This window comes from Streptomyces sp. NPDC030799 (assembly GCF_055572255.1).
In genome coordinates, this window is record NZ_JBVIDS010000001.1 from 411,011 (window position 1) to 429,156 (window position 18,146).

13 protein-coding genes are annotated in these 18,146 nt (G+C 71.7%); 6 read left to right on the forward strand and 7 right to left on the reverse strand.

The window, feature by feature from the left end; all coding sequences use genetic code 11:
• Window positions 1-71 precede the first annotated feature (71 nt).
• On the reverse strand, window positions 72-1,496 hold the full coding sequence (locus tag ACZ41I_RS01785) for an MFS transporter (RefSeq protein ID WP_468512923.1): 1,425 nt from the start codon (window positions 1,494-1,496) through the stop codon (window positions 72-74).
• 101 nt (window positions 1,497-1,597) lie between these two features.
• Between ACZ41I_RS01785 and ACZ41I_RS01790 the strand changes: the two genes are divergently transcribed.
• Both ACZ41I_RS01790 and dusB read left to right on the forward strand, forming a co-directional pair.
• Window positions 1,598-2,473, forward strand: coding sequence for a helix-turn-helix transcriptional regulator (locus tag ACZ41I_RS01790; protein ID WP_363215910.1), 876 nt, complete (start codon window positions 1,598-1,600; stop codon window positions 2,471-2,473).
• A 52-nt stretch (window positions 2,474-2,525) separates the two neighbouring features.
• The gene (gene dusB, locus ACZ41I_RS01795; RefSeq protein ID WP_363215911.1) at window positions 2,526-3,656 is read left to right on the forward strand and encodes a tRNA dihydrouridine synthase DusB; all 1,131 of its coding nucleotides are present in this window, start codon (window positions 2,526-2,528) and stop codon (window positions 3,654-3,656) included.
• Here dusB and ACZ41I_RS01800 read toward each other — a convergent pair whose 3' ends face one another.
• The 3 genes from ACZ41I_RS01800 to ACZ41I_RS01810 form a co-directional block, all read right to left on the reverse strand.
• The gene (locus ACZ41I_RS01800) at window positions 3,657-5,441 is read right to left on the reverse strand and encodes an alkaline phosphatase family protein (RefSeq protein ID WP_468512924.1); all 1,785 of its coding nucleotides are present in this window, start codon (window positions 5,439-5,441) and stop codon (window positions 3,657-3,659) included.
• Between the two features lie 115 nt (window positions 5,442-5,556).
• Window positions 5,557-7,494: an amylo-alpha-1,6-glucosidase gene (locus tag ACZ41I_RS01805; protein WP_363215913.1), complete on the reverse strand. Its 1,938-nt coding sequence runs from the start codon at window positions 7,492-7,494 to the stop codon at window positions 5,557-5,559.
• Window positions 7,491-9,101, reverse strand: coding sequence for an MGH1-like glycoside hydrolase domain-containing protein (locus ACZ41I_RS01810; RefSeq protein WP_468512925.1), 1,611 nt, complete (start codon window positions 9,099-9,101; stop codon window positions 7,491-7,493). Before ACZ41I_RS01810 ends, ACZ41I_RS01805 begins: the two co-directional genes overlap by 4 nt.
• 130 nt (window positions 9,102-9,231) lie before the next feature.
• Here ACZ41I_RS01810 and ACZ41I_RS01815 point away from each other — a divergent pair, with 130 nt between their 5' ends.
• Both ACZ41I_RS01815 and ppdK read left to right on the forward strand, forming a co-directional pair.
• Window positions 9,232-10,452, forward strand: coding sequence for an ROK family protein (locus ACZ41I_RS01815; protein ID WP_399771900.1), 1,221 nt, complete (start codon window positions 9,232-9,234; stop codon window positions 10,450-10,452).
• 406 nt (window positions 10,453-10,858) lie between these two features.
• Entirely contained in the window at window positions 10,859-13,579 is a 2,721-nt protein-coding gene (gene ppdK, locus ACZ41I_RS01820) for a pyruvate, phosphate dikinase (RefSeq protein ID WP_363215916.1), read from the forward strand.
• 140 nt (window positions 13,580-13,719) lie between these two features.
• On the opposite strand, the gene ACZ41I_RS01825 is transcribed toward ppdK, so the two are convergent.
• Together ACZ41I_RS01825 and ACZ41I_RS01830 are read right to left on the reverse strand one after the other, a co-directional pair.
• Window positions 13,720-14,574 carry an alpha/beta fold hydrolase gene (locus ACZ41I_RS01825; protein WP_468512926.1) on the reverse strand — a complete coding sequence of 285 codons (855 nt, stop codon included), beginning with the start codon at window positions 14,572-14,574 and terminating at the stop codon, window positions 13,720-13,722.
• 213 nt (window positions 14,575-14,787) lie between these two features.
• On the reverse strand, window positions 14,788-15,462 hold the full coding sequence (locus ACZ41I_RS01830) for a TetR/AcrR family transcriptional regulator (protein WP_363215919.1): 675 nt from the start codon (window positions 15,460-15,462) through the stop codon (window positions 14,788-14,790).
• A 69-nt stretch (window positions 15,463-15,531) separates the two neighbouring features.
• On the opposite strand from ACZ41I_RS01830, the gene ACZ41I_RS01835 reads away from it, so the two are divergent.
• A complete protein-coding gene (locus ACZ41I_RS01835) occupies window positions 15,532-17,016 on the forward strand; it encodes an MFS transporter (protein ID WP_468512927.1) in 1,485 nt (494 codons plus the stop codon).
• Window positions 17,013-17,411 (forward strand): cupin domain-containing protein, encoded by a 399-nt coding sequence (locus ACZ41I_RS01840; protein WP_399771892.1) that lies wholly within the window; start codon window positions 17,013-17,015, stop codon window positions 17,409-17,411. Before ACZ41I_RS01835 ends, ACZ41I_RS01840 begins: the two co-directional genes overlap by 4 nt.
• A gap of 75 nt (window positions 17,412-17,486) precedes the next feature.
• Here ACZ41I_RS01840 and ACZ41I_RS01845 read toward each other — a convergent pair whose 3' ends face one another.
• Window positions 17,487-18,017 carry a DUF4232 domain-containing protein gene (locus tag ACZ41I_RS01845; RefSeq protein WP_399771890.1) on the reverse strand — a complete coding sequence of 177 codons (531 nt, stop codon included), beginning with the start codon at window positions 18,015-18,017 and terminating at the stop codon, window positions 17,487-17,489.
• Between the last annotated feature and the right edge of the window lie 129 nt (window positions 18,018-18,146).

The window sequence follows — 18,146 nt, forward strand, 5'->3', positions numbered from 1 at the left end:
ATAGTGCGTCTAACTAATAGTGTGCCTAATTGATGTGCACTACACGATCATCGTGGTGGTCCCGGCAGCGGCTATCCCGGTACCCGGGGCAGCCGCAGGCCGAGCCACCCCAGCCCCAGCAAGCCCGCCGCCTGCACCGCCAGCACCACCGCCAGGGCCCGACGCATGCCGAGACCGGGGACGAGGGACAGGAACAGCGAACCGAGCGTCGCCACCCCGACCGCCAGGCACGACTGCTGCAGCGTGGCCGCGAGCCCACTGCCCGCGCCCGCCAGCCGGGCCGGGATCGCCGCCAGCAGGATCCGGTAGTAAAGGGGCAGTTGCAGACCCTGGCCCAGCCCGCACAGCACCAGACCGGGAGAGAGAGCGAGCGGGCTCAGCTGCGGCCAGGGACCCAGCAGCGCCGTCGCCGTCACCGTCACCAGCCCCGCGATGTGCACCGCCGCCGCCAGCGTCACCGCCCGCCCGCCGAACCGCCGTACGGCACGCGGCGCCACCATCGACGCGGCGAACTGCGCCACCCCCATCGGCACCAGCGTGAGCCCGGCCCGCAGGGGTCCGTACCCGAGGCCCTGCTGCAGGGTCACCGCGCTCGTGAACATCCAGCCGGCGAAGCCCACGAACACCGGCAGACCCAGCAGCAGGCCCCGGCGGACCTCCGGGGCGGTGAGCAGGGACGGCGGCAGCAACGGGCTTGCGCCGGCCCGCTCGCCCTGCCGCTCCACGCCGTAGAACCCCGCCGCGAGCAGCGGCGCCGCGCACAGCAGCAGCACCGACCACAGCGGCCAGCCCGCCGCCCGGCCCTCGGTCAGCGGCAGCAGCAGCGCGATCAGCGCGGCCCCCAGCAGCGCCGTACCTGCGAGATCACCGCGCGCGGGCCGCTCGGCCCGGCTGTCCGGCACCGACCGCAGCGCACAGACCAGGGCGGCGACGGCCACCGGCACGTTCACCAGGAACACCGCACGCCAGCCGGTGCCCGCCGGATCCGCGGCGACCAGCAGCCCGCCCAGCACCTGCCCGAGCACGACGGACACCCCGCCGACCGAGCCGTACAGGGCGACCGCCCGGGCCCGCCGCTCACCGGACGTCGTCGCGTGGATGGTGGCCAGCACCTGCGGCAGCAGCGCCGCCGACGCGGCACCCTGCGCGGCCCGAGCCGCCACCAGCCACCCTGCGTCCGGTGCGAGTCCGCAGGCCAGCGAGGTCAGCCCGAAGGCAGCCACGCCCCAGAGGAACAGCCGCCGGCGGCCGTAGGTGTCGCCGAGCCGGCCGCCGAGGACGAGCAGTACGGCGTACGCCACCGCGTATCCGGCCACCACCATCTCCAGCGTGGCCGGCGGAGCGTGCAGATCGTGCTCGATCGCCGGCAGGGCGACGTTGACGATGAAGAAGTCGATCATCGGCAGCGCGGTCCCGAGAAGGAGCGTGAGCAGGCCGAGGGCCGTGAGGCCGCGGGGCGGGGCCGCCGTCCGTACAGAGGTCGTCGTCGTGGTCACGCCCCGACTCTCCGGCAGCTCCCAGCCGGGTACCAGGCGGTGGTCATCCAGGTATCCGCACCAACTGGAATCCCCGTACGACGGGACGGCACCCTTGGTTCATGACCATCGCAGCGCCGGAACACCGCACCGAGCAGCCCAGGGCGCAGCACATCCGGCGCCGGGAACTGGCCGCCTTCCTGCGCAGCCGCCGTGAGCGCATCACCCCGGAGCAGGTCGGCCTGCCGCGCGGCCCGCGCCGGCGCACCCCCGGCCTGCGCCGCGAGGAGGTCGCCCAGCTCTCCGCCGTCGGTGTCACCTGGTACACCTGGATCGAACAGGCCCGCGCCACCCATGTCTCCGCACAGGTCCTGGACGCCGTCGCCCGCGCCCTGCTCATGGACCCCACCGAGCGTGCCCACCTCTTCGCCCTCGCCGGGACCGCGGACCCGCGCATCGACCCCGAGTGCCCGGTCGTCTCCACCTCCGCGCGCAAGGTCGTCGAACGGCTCGCGCCCTACCCCGCCTCCCTGCAGAACGCCCGCTACGACGTCCTCGCCGCCAACCGCCCCTTCGCCCAGCTCTTCGGCGACCTCACCGAGCTGCCGGTGGCCGACCGGAACTGTCTGTGGCTGCTGACCACCAGCGAGCGCTGGAAGCGGGACTTCCTCGACCGGGACGAGATGCTGCGCGACCTGATCGCCAAGTACCGGGTGGCCATGGCCGAGCATGTCGCCGAGCCCGTGTGGAAGGAGCACCGGGACCGGCTGCTGGCGGCCTCCGAGGAGTTCCGTGCGCTGTGGGAACGGCACGAGGTCGCGCCGTTGTCCCCGCACGTCAAGCGGTACCGGCACCCGGTGGTCGGCCTGGTCCGCCTGGAGCACCGCACCATGTGGCTGGCCCCGCAGTCACCGGCCCACCGGGTGGTCGCGTACATCCCCGCCGACGAGGAGACAGAGGAGCGGCTGGAGCGGCTGGCGGAGCTGGCGGACGGGTGAGGGACAATGGGGGCTCGCCCCTGTGCCGTACATCCGTCCCGGAGCCCTGACGATGACCCACCCGCTCTCCATCGGCCCGCACGCCGTCGCACCGCCCGTCGTGCTCGCACCCATGGCGGGGATCACCAACGCGCCCTTCCGCACCCTGTGCAGGGAGTTCTCCGGCGGCAAGGGCCTGTTCGTGAGCGAGATGATCACGACCCGGGCGCTGGTCGAGCGCAACGAGAAGACCATGCAGCTGATCAGGTTCGACGCGAGCGAGCAGCCGCGCTCGATCCAGCTGTACGGCGTCGACCCGGCGACCGTCGGCAAGGCCGTCCGCATGATCGCGGAGGAGGACCTGGCCGACCACATCGACCTGAACTTCGGCTGCCCGGTCCCGAAGGTCACCAGGAAGGGCGGCGGCTCGGCCCTCCCGTACAAGCGGAACCTGCTGCGGGCGATCCTCAGGGAGGCCGTGAGCGGTGCCGGTGACCTCCCCGTCACCATGAAGATGCGCAAGGGCATCGACGACGATCACATCACCTACCTCGACGCCGGCCGCATCGCCGTCGAGGAGGGCGTCACGGCGATCGCCCTGCACGGCCGCACCGCCGCCCAGCACTACGGCGGCACCGCCGACTGGGACGCCATCGCCCGCCTGAAGGAGCACGTGCCGGAGATCCCGGTGCTCGGCAACGGCGACATCTGGTCGGCCGAGGACGCGCTGCGGATGGTGCGGGAGACGGGCTGCGACGGGGTGGTCGTCGGGCGCGGATGCCTGGGGCGGCCGTGGCTGTTCGCGGACCTCGTGGCGGCCTTCGAGGGGCGTACGTCCTTCGCCCGCCCGGCCCTGCGCGAGGTGGCCGACGTCATGGTCCGGCACGCCACCCTCCTCGGCGAGTGGATCGGCGACGAGTCCAAGGGTGTCGTCGACTTCCGCAAGCACGTCGCCTGGTACCTGAAGGGTTTCGCGGTCGGCTCGGAGATGCGCAAGCGGCTCGCCATCACCTCTTCGCTGGAGGAACTGCGGGCGGGTCTTGACGAGCTGGACCTGGACCAGCCGTGGCCGTCCGGCGCGGACGGGCCCCGCGGCCGTACGTCCGGCAACAACCGGGTGGTGCTGCCGGACGGCTGGCTGAAGGATCCGTACGACTGCGCGGGCGTGAGCGAGGACGCGGAGCTGGACACTTCCGGCGGCTGATCAGCCCTTCTTCGGGTGCGGTGTCGAGCCGTACGCCGTCAGGAAGCGGTCCCGGAAGGCACTCATCTTCCACACGGGCGCGTCGTGGGCGGGACGCAGACCGTCCGTCCACCCCCAACTCGCGACCTTGTCGAGGACCTTCGGGTCCTTGGCGACGATCGCGACCGGCACGTCACGGCTGGCGTGGTTGCCGCTGACGCGGGCGATCGGCTGGTGGTCACCGAGGAAGACCAGCACGGTGTCCTTGTTGCCGTAGCGCTCCAGCCACTGGGTCAGCGCGGTCACCGAGTACTGGATCGACTTGCCGTACTCCTGGCGGGACCTGGTGGTGTCGGCGATGACGTCCTCCGGCTTGTTGCCCGCCGCCTGGATGCCCTTGAAGACCGAGCCGTCGCCCAGCTGGTCCCAGCCGACCATGCGCGGGATCGGCGCCCACGGCTGGTGGCTGGAGGTGAGGATGAGCAGGGACATCCGCGCCTTGCCGGCGGCGGGCCTCTTGCTGTGCACCCGCTCCTGGTACTGCTGCAGCGCGTACTGGTCGGGCATGGTCGACCAGCTGAACTTCGGTCCCTTGTAGCCGAGTTCGAAGGCGTTGTAGACCTTGTCCAGGCCGTACCACTTCTGCTCCGGCCATGCCTTCTGCACGCCCGGCATGACCCCGACCGTGTCGAAGTCACCGGTCTTCTTGAACGCCTCGGTGAGGCTGAGGTGGTCGCTGGCCATGACCGTGCGGTAGCGCTGCTGGTTGCTGATCCACAGGCCCGACATGGTGGTGGAATGGCCGAGCCAGCTGCTGCCGCCGTAGGTCGCCGAGGTCAGCCAGCCGCTCTTGGCGTGGAAACCGGCCTTGGCCAGCGCCTTGGTCCGGGCGTCGAGCGTGCTGTCCACACCGGGCGCCATGATCGGGTCCTCGATCGCACTGCGGCCGTAGCTCTCGATGAACGTGAAGATCATGTCCTTGCCGCGCAGATCGGGGACCAGCTGGCTGCCCGGGGTGTTCCCGAACGCGTCCACCTTGGCGACCTTCCGGAACTCCGCCTCGTCCTTGAGCGTGGCCGAGACCAGGTGGGCCTGGGCCTTCAGCGCGGTGGCGGTGTTGTCGGAGGCGAGCGGTACGCCGGCGATCTGGAGGCCGAGGGAGGAGCAGGTGATCCAGACGACCCCGGCGATCAGCGTGCCGCGGGTCGCGATGCCGGTGTGCCGGGCGAGCAGGTTGCCCAGCCGCACCATGGACAGCGCCAGCAGCACGAAGAGCAGCAGGACGGTGGCGATCACACCGGCCACGGCGGCCAAGGTCTCCGTACGGCCGAGCGAGTCCTCCAGATACGACTCCGCGTCGCCGAACAGGCTCCAGTCCAGAACGACGTTGAAGCCGCGGCCGAGGTATTGCTTGAAGCCCATGTCGAGTGCGTTCAGCACGGTCATCGCTGCCAGCGCGACCCCGGACACGGCCGCCAGCACCACCCGCGGTCGCCGCGGCAGCGCGATCATCACAGCCGCCCCGATCACGGCCTCCGCCGGTATCCGCAGGAACTGCGAAGGCTCCAGCAGCACCATGGAGTTCGGCATCACCAGCGCGGCGACGACGAGGGCCGCGGCGAGTGCGGTGACGGTGACGGACAGTGCCCGGGAGGCCGTCTGATGCTCCTCCCGCCAGCGCCGCACCCACACCGAACAGGCGGCCCAGGGGCGCGGGAAGCTACGGCGCGGGCCGGGTAGGGGGGCGGCGGGCCGTTCCGGCTCGGCCTCTTCGGCTTCTGCCACCGCTGATTCGCGCGTGCTCATGTCCTGGGACAACCCGGCGTCCTTCCCTGCGAGACCCGATCTGCAGTCCCGTACGGTCACCCGTCGGCCCCTGTTCAGGGCACTGAGCAAACACCGGGCAAATACAGTTCCCGCGCTACACCCCACCCACCGCCGTCAACAGCGCAAGCGGCGCCGCAGCCGACCGGCTCTCCCGCACACACGCATGCGGATACGGCACCGGCTCCGGATGCGTGTCCCGGCCGTACCCGGCCAGCACCTCCGGCAACCGGTACCCCGCCACCGCCGCCGCATCCACCAGCGCATGCGCCACCGCCCGAGCCTCGTCATGCAACCCGTACCGCGCAAGCCCCAACGTGATCAGCGCGTTGTCGTGGGGCCACACGGAGCCCCGGTGATAGGACAGCGGATGGTACGCCGCCTGCCCCGCGGCCAGCGTCCGCACCCCCCACCCGGAGAAGAAGTCCGGCTCCAGCAGCCGCCGGCCCACCACCTCGCCGTACTCCTTGTCCAGCAGCCCGGACCACAGCAGATGCCCGGCGTCGGACGCCAGCGCGTCGATCTGGTGGCCCTCACCGTCCAGTGCGAGCGCCGGGAAGGAGTGCTGCTCCATCCAGAAGTCCCGCTGGAAACGGTCCCTCAGATCGGCCGCCGCCTGCTCCAGCAGGGCCGCGTACGTCTCGTCGCCCCACGCCGTGCGCGCCAGCCACGCCGTGCGGCGCAGCGCGTCGTACGCGTACCCCTGCGCGCCCGCCGCCATCACCGCGCCGGTGGGCCGGGTGCCGTCGGCGCAGCAGATCGCGCCGGGGGAGTCCTTCCAGTTCTGGTTGGCGAGGCCGCCCTCGTCGGCGCGGTAGACCAGGTAACCGCGTGAGGTCAGGCCGCCGTGGTCGAGCATCCAGGCGACGGCGGCACGCGCGTGCCGTTCCAGGCGGCGGGCCAGATCCGCGTCTCCCGTCCGTTCGGCGTACGCGCCGAGCAGGACCAGGAACAGCGGGGTCGCGTCGACCGAGCCGTAGTACCGCCCGAACGGCACCTGCCCGAAGTGGGCCAGCTCGCCGTGCCGTACCTCGTGGACGATCTTGCCGGGCTGGGTGACGGGGGACAGGCCGGTGCCGGTCGCCTGGGTCGCGGCGAGCGCGGGGAGCGTGGCGGCGGCCAGCTCCGGGCGGTACGGCAGCGCGAACAGGGAGGTGAGCAGGGCGTCCCGGCCGAGGAGGGCGAGGAACCAGGGGGCGCCGCCGGACGGTACGCGCAGTTCCTCGCCGTCCGGTCCGGTGGCCGGTACCTGGAGCGCGGCCAGGTCGGCGAGGCCTCGCGCGCAGGCCTCCGCCAGTTCCGGCCAGCCGGTCGGGAAGGCCACGCCCTCCACGAACTCGGCCTCGGCAGCAGCAAGTTGGTCCAGCACGGAGACCGGGTCGCGGGGCACGCGCAGGGCGCGCTTCTCGCCGTGCGGGCGGGCGATGACCCGCAGCACCAGCTCGGTCGTGCCGTGCGGCGCAAGGTCCAGGGTCCACACCAGACGGCGGGCGCCGGTGCCGGTCTCCTCCACGGCGTCGGGGGCGGGGTCGGCCGTGATGGTCGTACACGACCGCCATTCGGCGCGGCGGTAGGTGAACTCGATGCCGTCGTCGAGGACTTCGCGGGAGCGTACGGCGCCGGCCTTGGCGTACGTGCGGTGGTCGGAGCGGAGTTCGAACTGGTCGGTGAAGTCGGCGTCGGCGGTGATGGCGAGGCGGACCGTCGTCGGCACCGGGCGGTTGCTGGTCACCCGGAGCGATTCCACGAACGAGCTGTCGCCCACGGCCTGGTGCCGGAAGAGCGTGTGCGCGGGAGGCTCCTGCCGGCCGCCGCGCGGGACCAGCACACAGCGGGCCGCGTCGGCGTCGGCGACCGGGGTGAGCACGTCGGGTACGGCGCCGTCGACGGTGAGCTGCCAGCGGCTGAGGTGCCGGGCGTCCCGTACGAACAAGCCGTCCGGGGAGCCGCTGCCCCGGACACCGCTGATGTCGCCCCGGTCGCCCACGGCGGCGAACGTCGCCCCGCGCACGAGCAGATGATGCCGGTCCGTCATCCCCGGTCGCCTCCTTCGTCACTTTTGTCGAACGTGCCGGTGGCCGCCTCGGTCACGCCCTCGCGGGCGCCCTTGAGAAGCTCTTGGTGCAGCTCGTGCTGCAGGTCGAGGGCGAGTGCGGCGGTCCAGCCGAAACCGGTCGCGCCGCAGGCCTCGCCGGTGCGGGGGTCGACGTACTCCGCGAAACCGGTGGTTTCGGCGAGGTGCAGCACGGCGGCGCGCAGTGCGTCGGCCCGCTCCCGCTCGCCGTGCACGCGCAGGCCACGCTCCAGCAGCCAGCTGGTGTTGAACCAGGCAGGCCCGCGCCAGTACCGGTGCGGGTCGAAGGCCTCGCCGAGGAGGTCGTAGCTGGGGACGAGCCGGGTGCGGTCGCCGAGCCCGAAGTGCGGCCCGCACAGGGTACGGACGAGCGCGGCGACGATCTCGCGCGGCAGGCCGGGGAGAACGAGCGGCACCAGACCGGAGACACTCCGCTCGCGGATCAGCCCGAAGGCGCCCGCTTCGCGGACCGGTCCGGGGCTGTGAGTGTGCGGGGCCGGTCCGGAGCCCCGTGCTTGCCAGGCCGGTCCGCGGTCGTCGCCCGATCCGGCTGCTGCCCGGGTCCCGCTCCCGCTCCCGCCCCGCGCCGGGGCGCGCAGGTCCCGGCTCAGGAACATGCCGGCCGCCGGGTCCCACAGCCGCTCCACCAGCGCCGCCGTCAGCCGTTCGGCGCGTGCGTGCCGCGCGGTGCCGGCCGCGCCCAGCTCCTCGGCGATCCGGGCCAGCGCATGCTCGGAGGCGATGAGCAGGGCGTTGAAGGCGGGGTCCTCGACCGCGAACTCCCCGCCGTCGCCATGTCCCCCGCCCGGCCCGTCCCGGTACCCGGCGTCCCGGTAGTCGGCGGCCAGCCGCACATACCGTCCGTAGTCCAGATCCGTCGGCCGGTCCTCGGGCGCGCCGTGGTCGAGGTCGGCGCGCCGGAAGGAGCGGGCCGGGGCGGGCGTGATCCGGGCGAGCGGGGCGTCCCAGCAGGGGCTGTTGTCCATGCCCTGCTCCCACGGGTGGACGACCGACACCAGCCCCGCGCCGCCCAGGTCCCGCCGGTGCAGCAGATAGCGGTGCCAGGCGGCGAGCTGCGGGTGGATCCGGGCCAGGAAGCCGCGCGCCCGGGACAGGCCGGGGTCGGCGCGGTGCACCAGCCAGGCCGCCAGCGCGTGCACCGGTGGCTGCACGATGCCCGACGTCTGTACGGTGCGCGGGGCGCCGGCCGTGCGACCGGCGGTGACGGAGCGCCAGAAGTCGGGGCTGGGGAAGTAGGCGTCGAGCGGTACGGAGGGGTTGAACACGATGTGCGGGACGCGCCCGTCGGCCCACTGGGCGGCCAGCAGCGTCTCCAGCTCGGTCTGGGCCCGCAGCGGTGAGAGGTGCCGGAGCCCGATCGCGATGAATGCGCTGTCCCACGACCACTGGTGCGGATACAGGCTGCGGGAGGGGACCGTCGAGCGGCCCGTCCAGTTCGCGTCGAGCACCCGGGCCGCCGCGGCATGCAGCGAGGTGCGCGGGGCCGGGGGGTCGTATGCGCTCTCGTACTCGGTGGGACGGGCGGTGAGCTGCGTGCTGCGATCCACTCGGGGCTCCCCGAAGACGAAGACACCCGGCCGGCGGACCGGGTTCTGTGGCAACGACCGTAGAGTTACGTCTATTTAACACGCAAAACTCACTATGTAATGCAGTCTTGGGAAACACAAGGGGGTGCGCATGACCGGACGTCCGGGACGGACCGTCAGAGCCGGCGGCCAGGCCGGCGCAGGAGAGCTGCTCGAACTGGTGCGCAGCGGACGGGCGGTGACGCGCGGTGCGCTCCAGCAGGCGACCGGGCTGTCCCGCGCGACCGTCGGCCAGCGCCTGGACCGGCTGTTCCGGGCCGGCTGGCTGCGCGAGGGCGCCGGCGGCCCGGTCGACTCGCCGCTCGGCGGCCGCCCCTCCATCACCCTGGAGTTCGACGGCTCCCATGCCGTCGTCCTCGCCGGCGACCTGGACACCCGGCACGCCCGCGCGGCCGTCCTCACGCTGACCGGTGAGATCCTCGCCGAGCACTCGGGGACCCTCGTCGTCGAGGACGGGCCGGAGGCCGTGCTCGGCGAACTCGGCCAGTGGTTCGCCGAGTTGCTGGAGAAGGCCGGGCGCCCGGCGGCGGAGGTCTGCGGCATGGGGCTCGCCGTTCCCGGCCCGGTGGACAGCGCGACCGGCCGGGTGGTGCAGCCGCCGATGATGCCGGGCTGGGACGGCTACGACATACGGGGCCGCCTCTCCCGCGCCTTCACCGAGCACACCGGCGCCGGCCCGGTCCCGGTCCTCGTGGACAACGACGCCAATCTGATGGCCTACGGCGAACAGCGCGCCGGTCACCCCGACTGCGCGGCCTTCGTCCTGGTCAAGGTGTCCACGGGCATCGGCGCCGGGGTGGTCGTGGACGGCGCGATCTACCGGGGGGTCGACGGCGGCGCGGGCGACATCGGGCACATCCGGGTCGGCACGGACGCGCTGTGCCGCTGCGGTTCGTACGGCTGTCTCGCCGCCGTCGCGAGCGGGGGCGCCGTCGCCCGGCGGCTGGCGGAGAGCGGGGTGCCGGCCGCTTCCGGCGCGGACGTGCGGGACCTGCTGGCCGCCGGCCATCCGGGGGCGGCGGCGCTGGCCCGGGAGGCGGGCCGGCAGGTGGGGGACGTCCTGGCCACCGTCGTCACCCTGCTGAACCCGGGCGTGCTGATGATCGCGGGCGATCTGGCCGGAACCCCCTTCCTCACCGGTGTGCGGGAGCTGCTGTACCAGCGGGCGCTGCCGCGCTCCACGGCCCACCTGCACGTCGTCACCTCCCGGCTGGGGGAGCGGGCCGCGCTCATCGGAGCGGGGGCGCTGGTCGTGGAACACCTCTACGCGCCGGATCGGGCCGAGGAGCGGCTGCTGGCGCTGGGCGTGTGACGTCGGTGTTTTCGTCCCGTTCCGGCGTCCGCATGGTGAAATCCGGCGTGCTGTGGCAGCGTGATTCTCGCCACCCTTGATAAGGGTTGCGCTCAGATGAGCGGATCTTGAGCGACTGCACTTCTCCAAGGGGTGGCACTGGGTGCCACCCCTTGATCGTTCATCGATCGAAATCAGACGTGGCGAGGCCCGCTCATCTGAGCGGAAATCTCGCGCTTTGAAGGTGAATGCGTTCAACAAGTGAAAACATGCGCCTCTCTCGGCTTGCCAAGCTTTGACTTTCGATCCGCTGGCGGACGAGTGGTTACAGGCGTATGACGCGCAAGTGGACGTACCCATGTGCCTTCGATCTGGGTATGTTCCTGGCCGTCAGGGCAGCCACCGCGGCCTCAAGGAGTCGAGACCCGTGTCGGAAAACAAAGAACCCCACGTAGTGAAGTTCGTTTACGACTTCACCGAGGGCAACAAGGACCTCAAGGACCTCCTCGGCGGCAAGGGTGCCAACCTCGCCGAGATGACCAACCTCGGTCTGCCGGTCCCTCCCGGCTTCACCATCACCACCGAGGCCTGCAAGGTCTACCTGGAGAGCGGTGCGGAGCCCGCGGCACTGCGTGACGAGGTGAGTGCGCACCTCGACGCCCTCGAGTCCCGCATGGGCAAGAAGCTCGGCCAGCCCGACAACCCCCTGCTGGTCTCGGTCCGCTCGGGCGCCAAGTTCTCCATGCCCGGCATGATGGACACGGTCCTGAACATCGGCCTCTCCGACAAGTCGGTGCAGGGCCTGGCCAAGCAGGCCGGCGACGACCGCTTCGCCTGGGACTCCTACCGCCGCCTGATCCAGATGTTCGGCAAGACCGTCCTCGGCGTCGACGGCGACCTCTTCGAGGAAGCCCTCGACAAGGCGAAGGAGGCCAAGAAGGTCACGGTCGACACCGATCTGGAGGCGGCCGACCTCAAGAAGCTGGTCACCACCTTCAAGAAGATCGTCAAGAAGGAGGCCGGCCGGGACTTCCCGCAGGACCCGCGCGAGCAGATGGACCTCGCCATCAAGGCGGTGTTCGACTCGTGGAACGGCGACCGGGCCAAGCTCTACCGTCGCCAGGAGCGCATCCCGCACGACCTCGGTACGGCCGTCAACGTCTGCTCGATGGTCTTCGGCAACCTGGGTCCCGACTCCGGCACGGGCGTCGCCTTCACCCGTGACCCCGCCTCCGGCCACCAGGGCGTCTACGGCGACTACCTGCAGAACGCCCAGGGCGAGGACGTGGTCGCGGGCATCCGCAACACCGTCCCGCTCGCGGAGCTGGAGTCGATCGACAAGAAGTCGTACGACCAGCTCATGCAGATCATGGAGACCCTGGAGAACCACTACAAGGATCTCTGCGACATCGAGTTCACCATCGAGCGCGGACAGCTGTGGATGCTCCAGACCCGTGTGGGCAAGCGCACCGCGGGCGCGGCCTTCCGCATCGCGACCCAGCTGGTCGACCAGGGTCTCATCGACGAGACGGAAGCCCTCCAGCGCGTCACCGGCGCCCAGCTGGCGCAGCTGATGTTCCCGCGCTTCGACGAGCAGGCGAAGGTCGACAAGGTGGCGCGCGGCATCGCCGCATCGCCCGGCGCCGCGGTGGGCAGGGCCGTCTTCGACTCCTACACGGCCGTGAAGTGGTCCCGCTCGGGCGAGAAGGTCATCCTGGTCCGCCGCGAGACGAACCCGGACGACCTCGACGGCATGATCGCGGCGGAAGGCATTCTGACGAGCCGCGGCGGCAAGACGTCCCACGCGGCCGTCGTGGCCCGGGGCATGGGCAAGACCTGCGTCTGCGGCGCGGAGGAGCTGGAGGTCGACACCAAGCGCCGCCGGATGACGGTGCCGGGTGGTCACGTCGTCGAGGAGGGCGACGTGATCTCGATCGACGGCTCTTCGGGCAAGGTCTACCTGGGCGAGGTCCCGGTGGTGCCGTCCCCGGTGGTGGAGTACTTCGAGGGCCGGATGCACCCGGGCGCGGACGACGCGGACGAGCTGGTCGAGGCGGTCCACCGCATGATGGCCTTCGCCGACCGCAAGCGCCGCCTGCGGGTGCGCGCCAACGCCGACAACGCGGAGGACGCCCTGCGCGCCCGCCGCTTCGGCGCCCAGGGCATCGGCCTGTGCCGCACGGAGCACATGTTCCTCGGGGACCGCCGCGAGCTGGTCGAGCGCCTGATCCTGGCGGACACGGAAGGGGAGCGCGAGGAGTCCCTGAAGGCCCTTCTGCCCCTGCAGAAGACCGACTTCGTGGAGCTCTTCGAGGCGATGGACGGCCTGCCGGTCACCATCCGTCTGCTGGACCCCCCGCTGCACGAGTTCCTCCCCGACATCACGGAGCTCTCGGTCCGTGTGGCCCTGGCCGAGTCCCGCCAGGAGCCGCACGAGAACGACCTGCGCCTGCTCCAGGCGGTGCACCGCCTGCACGAGCAGAACCCGATGCTGGGTCTGCGCGGTGTACGTCTCGGTCTGGTCATCCCCGGCCTGTTCACGATGCAGGTCCGGGCGATCGCGGAGGCGGCGGCGGAACGCAAGGCGGCGAAGGGCGACCCGCGCGCGGAGATCATGATTCCGCTCGTCGGCACGGTCCAGGAGCTGGAGATCGTCCGCGAGGAGGCCGACAAGGTCATCGCGGAGGTCGAGGCCGCGACGGGCACGCAGCTCAAGCTCGCCATCGGCACGATGATCGAACTCCCGCGGGCGGCCCTGACGGCCGGCCAGATCGCCGAGGCGGCGGAGTTCTTCTCCTTCGGCACGAACGACCTGACCCAGACGGTGTGGGGCTTCTCCCGCGACGACGTCGAGGCCTCGTTCTTCACGGCGTACCTGGAGAAGGGCATCTTCGGCGTCTCCCCCTTCGAGACGATCGACAAGGACGGCGTCGGCTCCCTGGTGAAGGCGGCGGCGGAGGCGGGCCGACGTACCCGTCCCGACCTGAAGCTCGGTGTCTGCGGCGAGCACGGCGGTGACCCCGAGTCCGTCCACTTCTTCCACGAGGTGGGCCTGGACTACGTCTCCTGCTCCCCGTTCCGCATCCCGGTCGCCCGCCTGGAAGCGGGGCGCGCCGCCACGCAGTCGGCGGGCAGCGACCACCGCTAGGCCCTCCGGGCCATGTGACCCCGGAGCCGCCGCTGGTCCCCGACCCTCACCGATCGGCGGCGGCTCCGGCGCACGAAAGAGGAGAGGCGGCACCCTGTGCGGGGGGTGCCGCCTCTCCGGTGTTCATGGCCTCGGTGCCCTCACCGCGAGGGCGTGGCGAGTTCGGCCAGGACTCGGGCCGCCGGTGCCGGGTCGACCAGCCACTTGAGGTGGCTGCTGGTGAGTGTGTGTACGTCGTAGGGGTTGTCCGGCGTCAGGGCGTTGCCCTCGCGGATCATCCGGTCCTGCATGGGAAGCGGCAGGCTGGTGTCCTCGGTCAGCCGGATGTACGACTTGGGGATCCGCCCCCAGGTGTCGGCCTGTGCCCGGTCGTCGGGTGTGCCGACGTCGAGGTTCTCGTCGGGCTGGAAGGTGTTGAGGACAACCATGAACTCGTCGTCCGTGCCGTCGGCGAGGAAGGCCGCCTTGAAGGCCGCGAGGACGCCGGGGTCGGCGGTGCGGAAGTTGGCGCGCAGAAGCCCGAGTTCGGCCGGGTTCCCGACCATCGCCGAGGCCAGCCCCGTGGCGTCGACCGTGGCCATCTCGGGCTCGGCGTAGTAGGCGCTGACATCGAGGTCGACGGGGCACCAGGCGGAGACATAGACGATGCGGTCGATCAGGTCGGGCCGCTGGTTGGCCGCGACGGTGGCCGTCATGCCGCCGCGGCTGTGGGAGACGAGGACGACGGGCCCGTTCCGCTTGGCCCGCTCCAGTATCCCGATGAGGTGCGCGGCGTTGTCGGCGAGTGTGACGCCCTTGATGGCCCCGGGCGCGGTGGCCAGCCCCCCAAGGTCCTGCGGCGCCTGATAGGCGCGCGGGTACGTCGCGGCGAATCCGTGCCCTGGCAGGTCGACGGCGACCGAGCGGTGTCCGAGGAGGCCGAGTTCGGCTTGGAGCGGCGCGAACGAGAAGGAATTCGCGAATGCTCCGTGGACCAGTACGAACGTCGGTTGCATCTGTCTGCTCACTTCGTCGGGGAACGAGTCGTCGTCGCGCGGCGCACCGTCCCCGCCGCGGAGGCCTCTTTTGCAGGGCGAGCGCCGGCGGTCACGCGCGGAGTCATGAGGGCGGCGTCCGGACAGCTGCCCGCCGTCCGGTGGTTCACAGTACTCAGTGAAAGATCATCCGCACTACCCGGACGAGTCCTTCCGCTTGTGCAGGCCGCCGCCCTAACCCCTTTCCGACAGGAGGCCGTTCAGCAGGGCGCGGAGGCCGGGGGCGTACGTGTCCTCGGCGGTGAGCGGGGCCCAGCGGCCGGCGACCTCGGCGAGGCGGGGGAGTTCGGCCGGGTCGAGGCCGGCGAAGACGCGCTCGCGGTAGGTGGGACGGTCGTCGGTCGCGCGCCGGCGGGCCGCCGCCGCGCGGACCACGATCTCCCCGGCGGTGTAGTACCAGATCGTCCGGTAGCCGTGCACGGCCTGCTCCAGGGGCAGTCCGCAGTCCGTCAGGCCGTCCACGATCTGCTCCACGAACCACAGCGCGGACGTCGACATCAGGTCGTCCGCCGTCAGCACCTCCACGACCCAGGGGCAGGCGGCCAGCACCTCGTGGATCGCGGTCGCGGCGGCGATGACGCGTTCGCGCGGGTCGGTGGGGGGAGCGGGCGGTCGGCGCAGGTGCTGTGCGGCGTAGTCGTCCAGGAGCAGGAGGAGCAGCTCCTCCTTGTCGCGGACGTGGTGGTAGAGCGCCATGGGCGTGCTGCCGATCTCGGAGGCGAGCCTGCGCATGGTCAGCCGGTCCACGCCGTCCTCCGTCACGATGCGGAGCGCCGTCCGGATGATCTCCGCACGGGAGATACGGGCAGGTCGGCCGGTGGTCTTGCGGGGTGCAGGCGATTGCGGCATGGCCTCCATCATGCCCTCGTCATCCCCGCGGGATCGACAACGAGGACCTGACCGCGCTAGTTTTCTTACATGTATAGAAACTTACGAGGCAGTCCCGCGGCCGTACTCGCCGCCGCCGCCGTGGCCCAGTTCGTCGTCGCTCTCGACATGGCCGTGGTCAATGTCGCGCTCCCCGCCATCCGGTCCTCCCTCGGCTTCGCCCCGCTCGATCTGTCCTGGGTCGTGCATGTGTACGCGCTCACCTTCGGTGGGTTTCTGCTGCTCGGCGGCCGGGCCTGTGATCTGTACGGCCCGCGCCGGCTGTTCGTGGCGGGGCTGGTCGGCTTCGGTGTCTGCTCGCTCGCCGGCGGACTCGCCCAGGAGCCCTGGCAGTTGGTCGCCGCCCGCGCGGGGCAGGGCGTGGGGGCCGCCGCCACCGCGCCCGCCGCGCTGGCCCTGCTGACCACCACCTTCACGGACGGCCCCCGACGCGTCCGCGCCCTCGGTGTGTGGAGCGGGATGAACGCCGTGGGCGGCGCGCTCGGTGTGCTCGCGGGCGGGGTGCTCACCGAGTACGCGGGCTGGCGCTGGGTGATGCTGATCAATCTGCCCATCGTGGCGACGGCGCTCGCGCTGGTCCACGTGGCCGTACCGACCGAGCCGGGACCGGTGCGGCACGAGCGGCCGGATCTGCTGGGTGCGCTGCTCGCGACCGGCGGTATCGGGCTGCTGGTGTTCGGTGTCGTACGGACCGATGTCCAAGGGTGGTCGTCGGCCCGGACGTCGGCGACTCTCGGCGCCGCCGCCGTCCTGCTGGCCGCGTTCGTCTTCGTCGAATCCCGGGCGGCGGCCCCGCTGTTGCGGCTCGGGCTGCTGCGCAGCCGCTGGGTCGTCGGTGCCAATCTGCTGGTGTTCCTCGCCGCGGCCGGGCAGTTCACCGCCTTCTACTTCGTCTCCCTGTACCTCCAGCAGGTCCTGGGCCTCGGCGCGGCCGCGACCGGTGCCGCGTTCCTGCCGTTCTGCGCGGGCTCGGTGGCGGCCACCGTCGCCGCGACCCGCATCGCCGCGACCCGCTCGCCCCGTACCGCGCTGGTGCCGGGCGCGCTGCTCGCCGCAGCAGGCATGGCCTGGTACTCCTTGATCAGCCCGCACGGCGGCTTTCTCACCGACGTGCTCGGGCCGTCCCTGCTCACCAGCGTCGGCATCGGCCTGCTGTTCGCGCCGGCGGCCGCCGCGGCGACGACCGGCGTCCGGTCCGGCGAGGCCGGAATGGCCTCCGGACTGTTCAACAGCGCACGCCAGCTCGGTGGTTGCATCGGCCTGGCCGTCCTGGCCACGGTCGCCGCACACCGCACGGGCACGGCCACCGGTCCCGGCGCGCTCAACGACGGCTACGCCTTCGGCCTGGCCGTCACCGCCGTTCTCTTCCTGCTCGCGGCGGCCGTGGCGATCTGCGTGCTGCCCCGCCGCCCGAGCCGGAGTCCCGGCACGAGTGCGAGCACCGGCAGGGGCACCGGTACGACGCCGAGTGCCGGTCCCAGTCCGCGTACACACATGGAAGGAACACCCTCATGACGATCTCCCCCGTCGACCTCTTCTCCTCGATGCTGGACTTCCGGCCCGACGGCGAGGTCCGTTCCGGCGCCCGGCGGATGACGGACGGCGGCCCCGGTGACTGGCAGGTCGCGGCCTTCCATGTGGAGACCGACGCCGATGTGCACGCCGATCACTGGGAGGTGCATCCCGACGCGGAGGAAGCCGTGTGCTGCCTGTCCGGCGGCGTGCGCCTGTATCTCCGTCCCGCCGTGGAGGGCGGCGCCGAGGAGATGGTGCGGCTGGGGTCGGGTACGGCCGTGATCGTGCCCCGTGGCCGCTGGCACCGCCTCGAACTGGACGCCCCGAGCGATCTGATGTCGATCACCCGCCGGCGTGGCTCACGTCTGGAGAACCGCACCGGTCCGGGCAACTGATCCGCACCGCCGGGAAGCGCGAGGGGCGGCCCCCGGTCCCGGTCGGCCGCCCCTTGGGCTGCTGAACCTCCTCGCTCAGAAGTTGCCCTGCGTGTTCACCGGGCCGACCTGGAAGACGCCGGAGCAGGTCTTCCAGGGGGCCGGGACCAGGACCGCCGTGTGCGAGGCCGGCGGGTAGATCCGCAGGTAGGTGCCGGTGCGCAGGCAGGGTCCGCCCACCGGGCCGTTGGTGGTGCGCGCGATCGCCGCGGCGGACTGGGCGGGGGCCAGCGTGACGGTGCCGTAGGGGCTGCCGCTGTGGGTGGCGGCCGGGCCGATCTGGTGATGCGCGGTGTCCAGGACGCTGACGCCCGGATAGCCGCGCAGGGAGCAGCCGGTCGTACTGGTGTTGGTGAACCGGATCGACCAGTACAGAGACCCCGCCGCGCCCTCCTTGTGGCCCATGGAGAGGTAGAGATCGCTCGTGGTGCAGGTCCGGACGGCGGTGGAGGCCCGGGGCGCCGCCGCGTGCGCCGGCGGGGTCGCGCTCCACGCGGCTCCCGCGGCCGTCAGTCCCAGGACGGCAGCGGCCAGCGCGCCGGCCGTGCCTCGCGCAGATGCAAACATGTCGTGTCCGCCTCCATCGGGCGAATCGGGTGGATGAAGCTCACTGTGTTGGATGCACTCCGGCTCGGAAAAGTTGTGCATCGCCGCCCGGGTGTTCCGTTCCGCTCCCGGCCGGGTATCCCATCCCCG

Coding starts and splice junctions, on each gene's coding strand:
- ACZ41I_RS01790 (WP_363215910.1), top strand. CDS start 1,598: ATGACCATCGCAGCGCCGGAACACCGCACCGAGCAGCCCAGGGCGCAG.
- dusB (WP_363215911.1), top strand. CDS start 2,526: ATGACCCACCCGCTCTCCATCGGCCCGCACGCCGTCGCACCGCCCGTC.
- ACZ41I_RS01800 (WP_468512924.1), bottom strand. CDS start 5,441: ATGAGCACGCGCGAATCAGCGGTGGCAGAAGCCGAAGAGGCCGAGCCG.
- ACZ41I_RS01805 (WP_363215913.1), bottom strand. CDS start 7,494: ATGACGGACCGGCATCATCTGCTCGTGCGCGGGGCGACGTTCGCCGCC.
- ACZ41I_RS01815 (WP_399771900.1), top strand. CDS start 9,232: ATGACCGGACGTCCGGGACGGACCGTCAGAGCCGGCGGCCAGGCCGGC.
- ACZ41I_RS01825 (WP_468512926.1), bottom strand. CDS start 14,574: ATGCAACCGACGTTCGTACTGGTCCACGGAGCATTCGCGAATTCCTTC.
- ACZ41I_RS01830 (WP_363215919.1), bottom strand. CDS start 15,462: ATGCCGCAATCGCCTGCACCCCGCAAGACCACCGGCCGACCTGCCCGT.
- ACZ41I_RS01835 (WP_468512927.1), top strand. CDS start 15,532: ATGTATAGAAACTTACGAGGCAGTCCCGCGGCCGTACTCGCCGCCGCC.
- ACZ41I_RS01840 (WP_399771892.1), top strand. CDS start 17,013: ATGACGATCTCCCCCGTCGACCTCTTCTCCTCGATGCTGGACTTCCGG.
- ACZ41I_RS01845 (WP_399771890.1), bottom strand. CDS start 18,017: ATGTTTGCATCTGCGCGAGGCACGGCCGGCGCGCTGGCCGCTGCCGTC.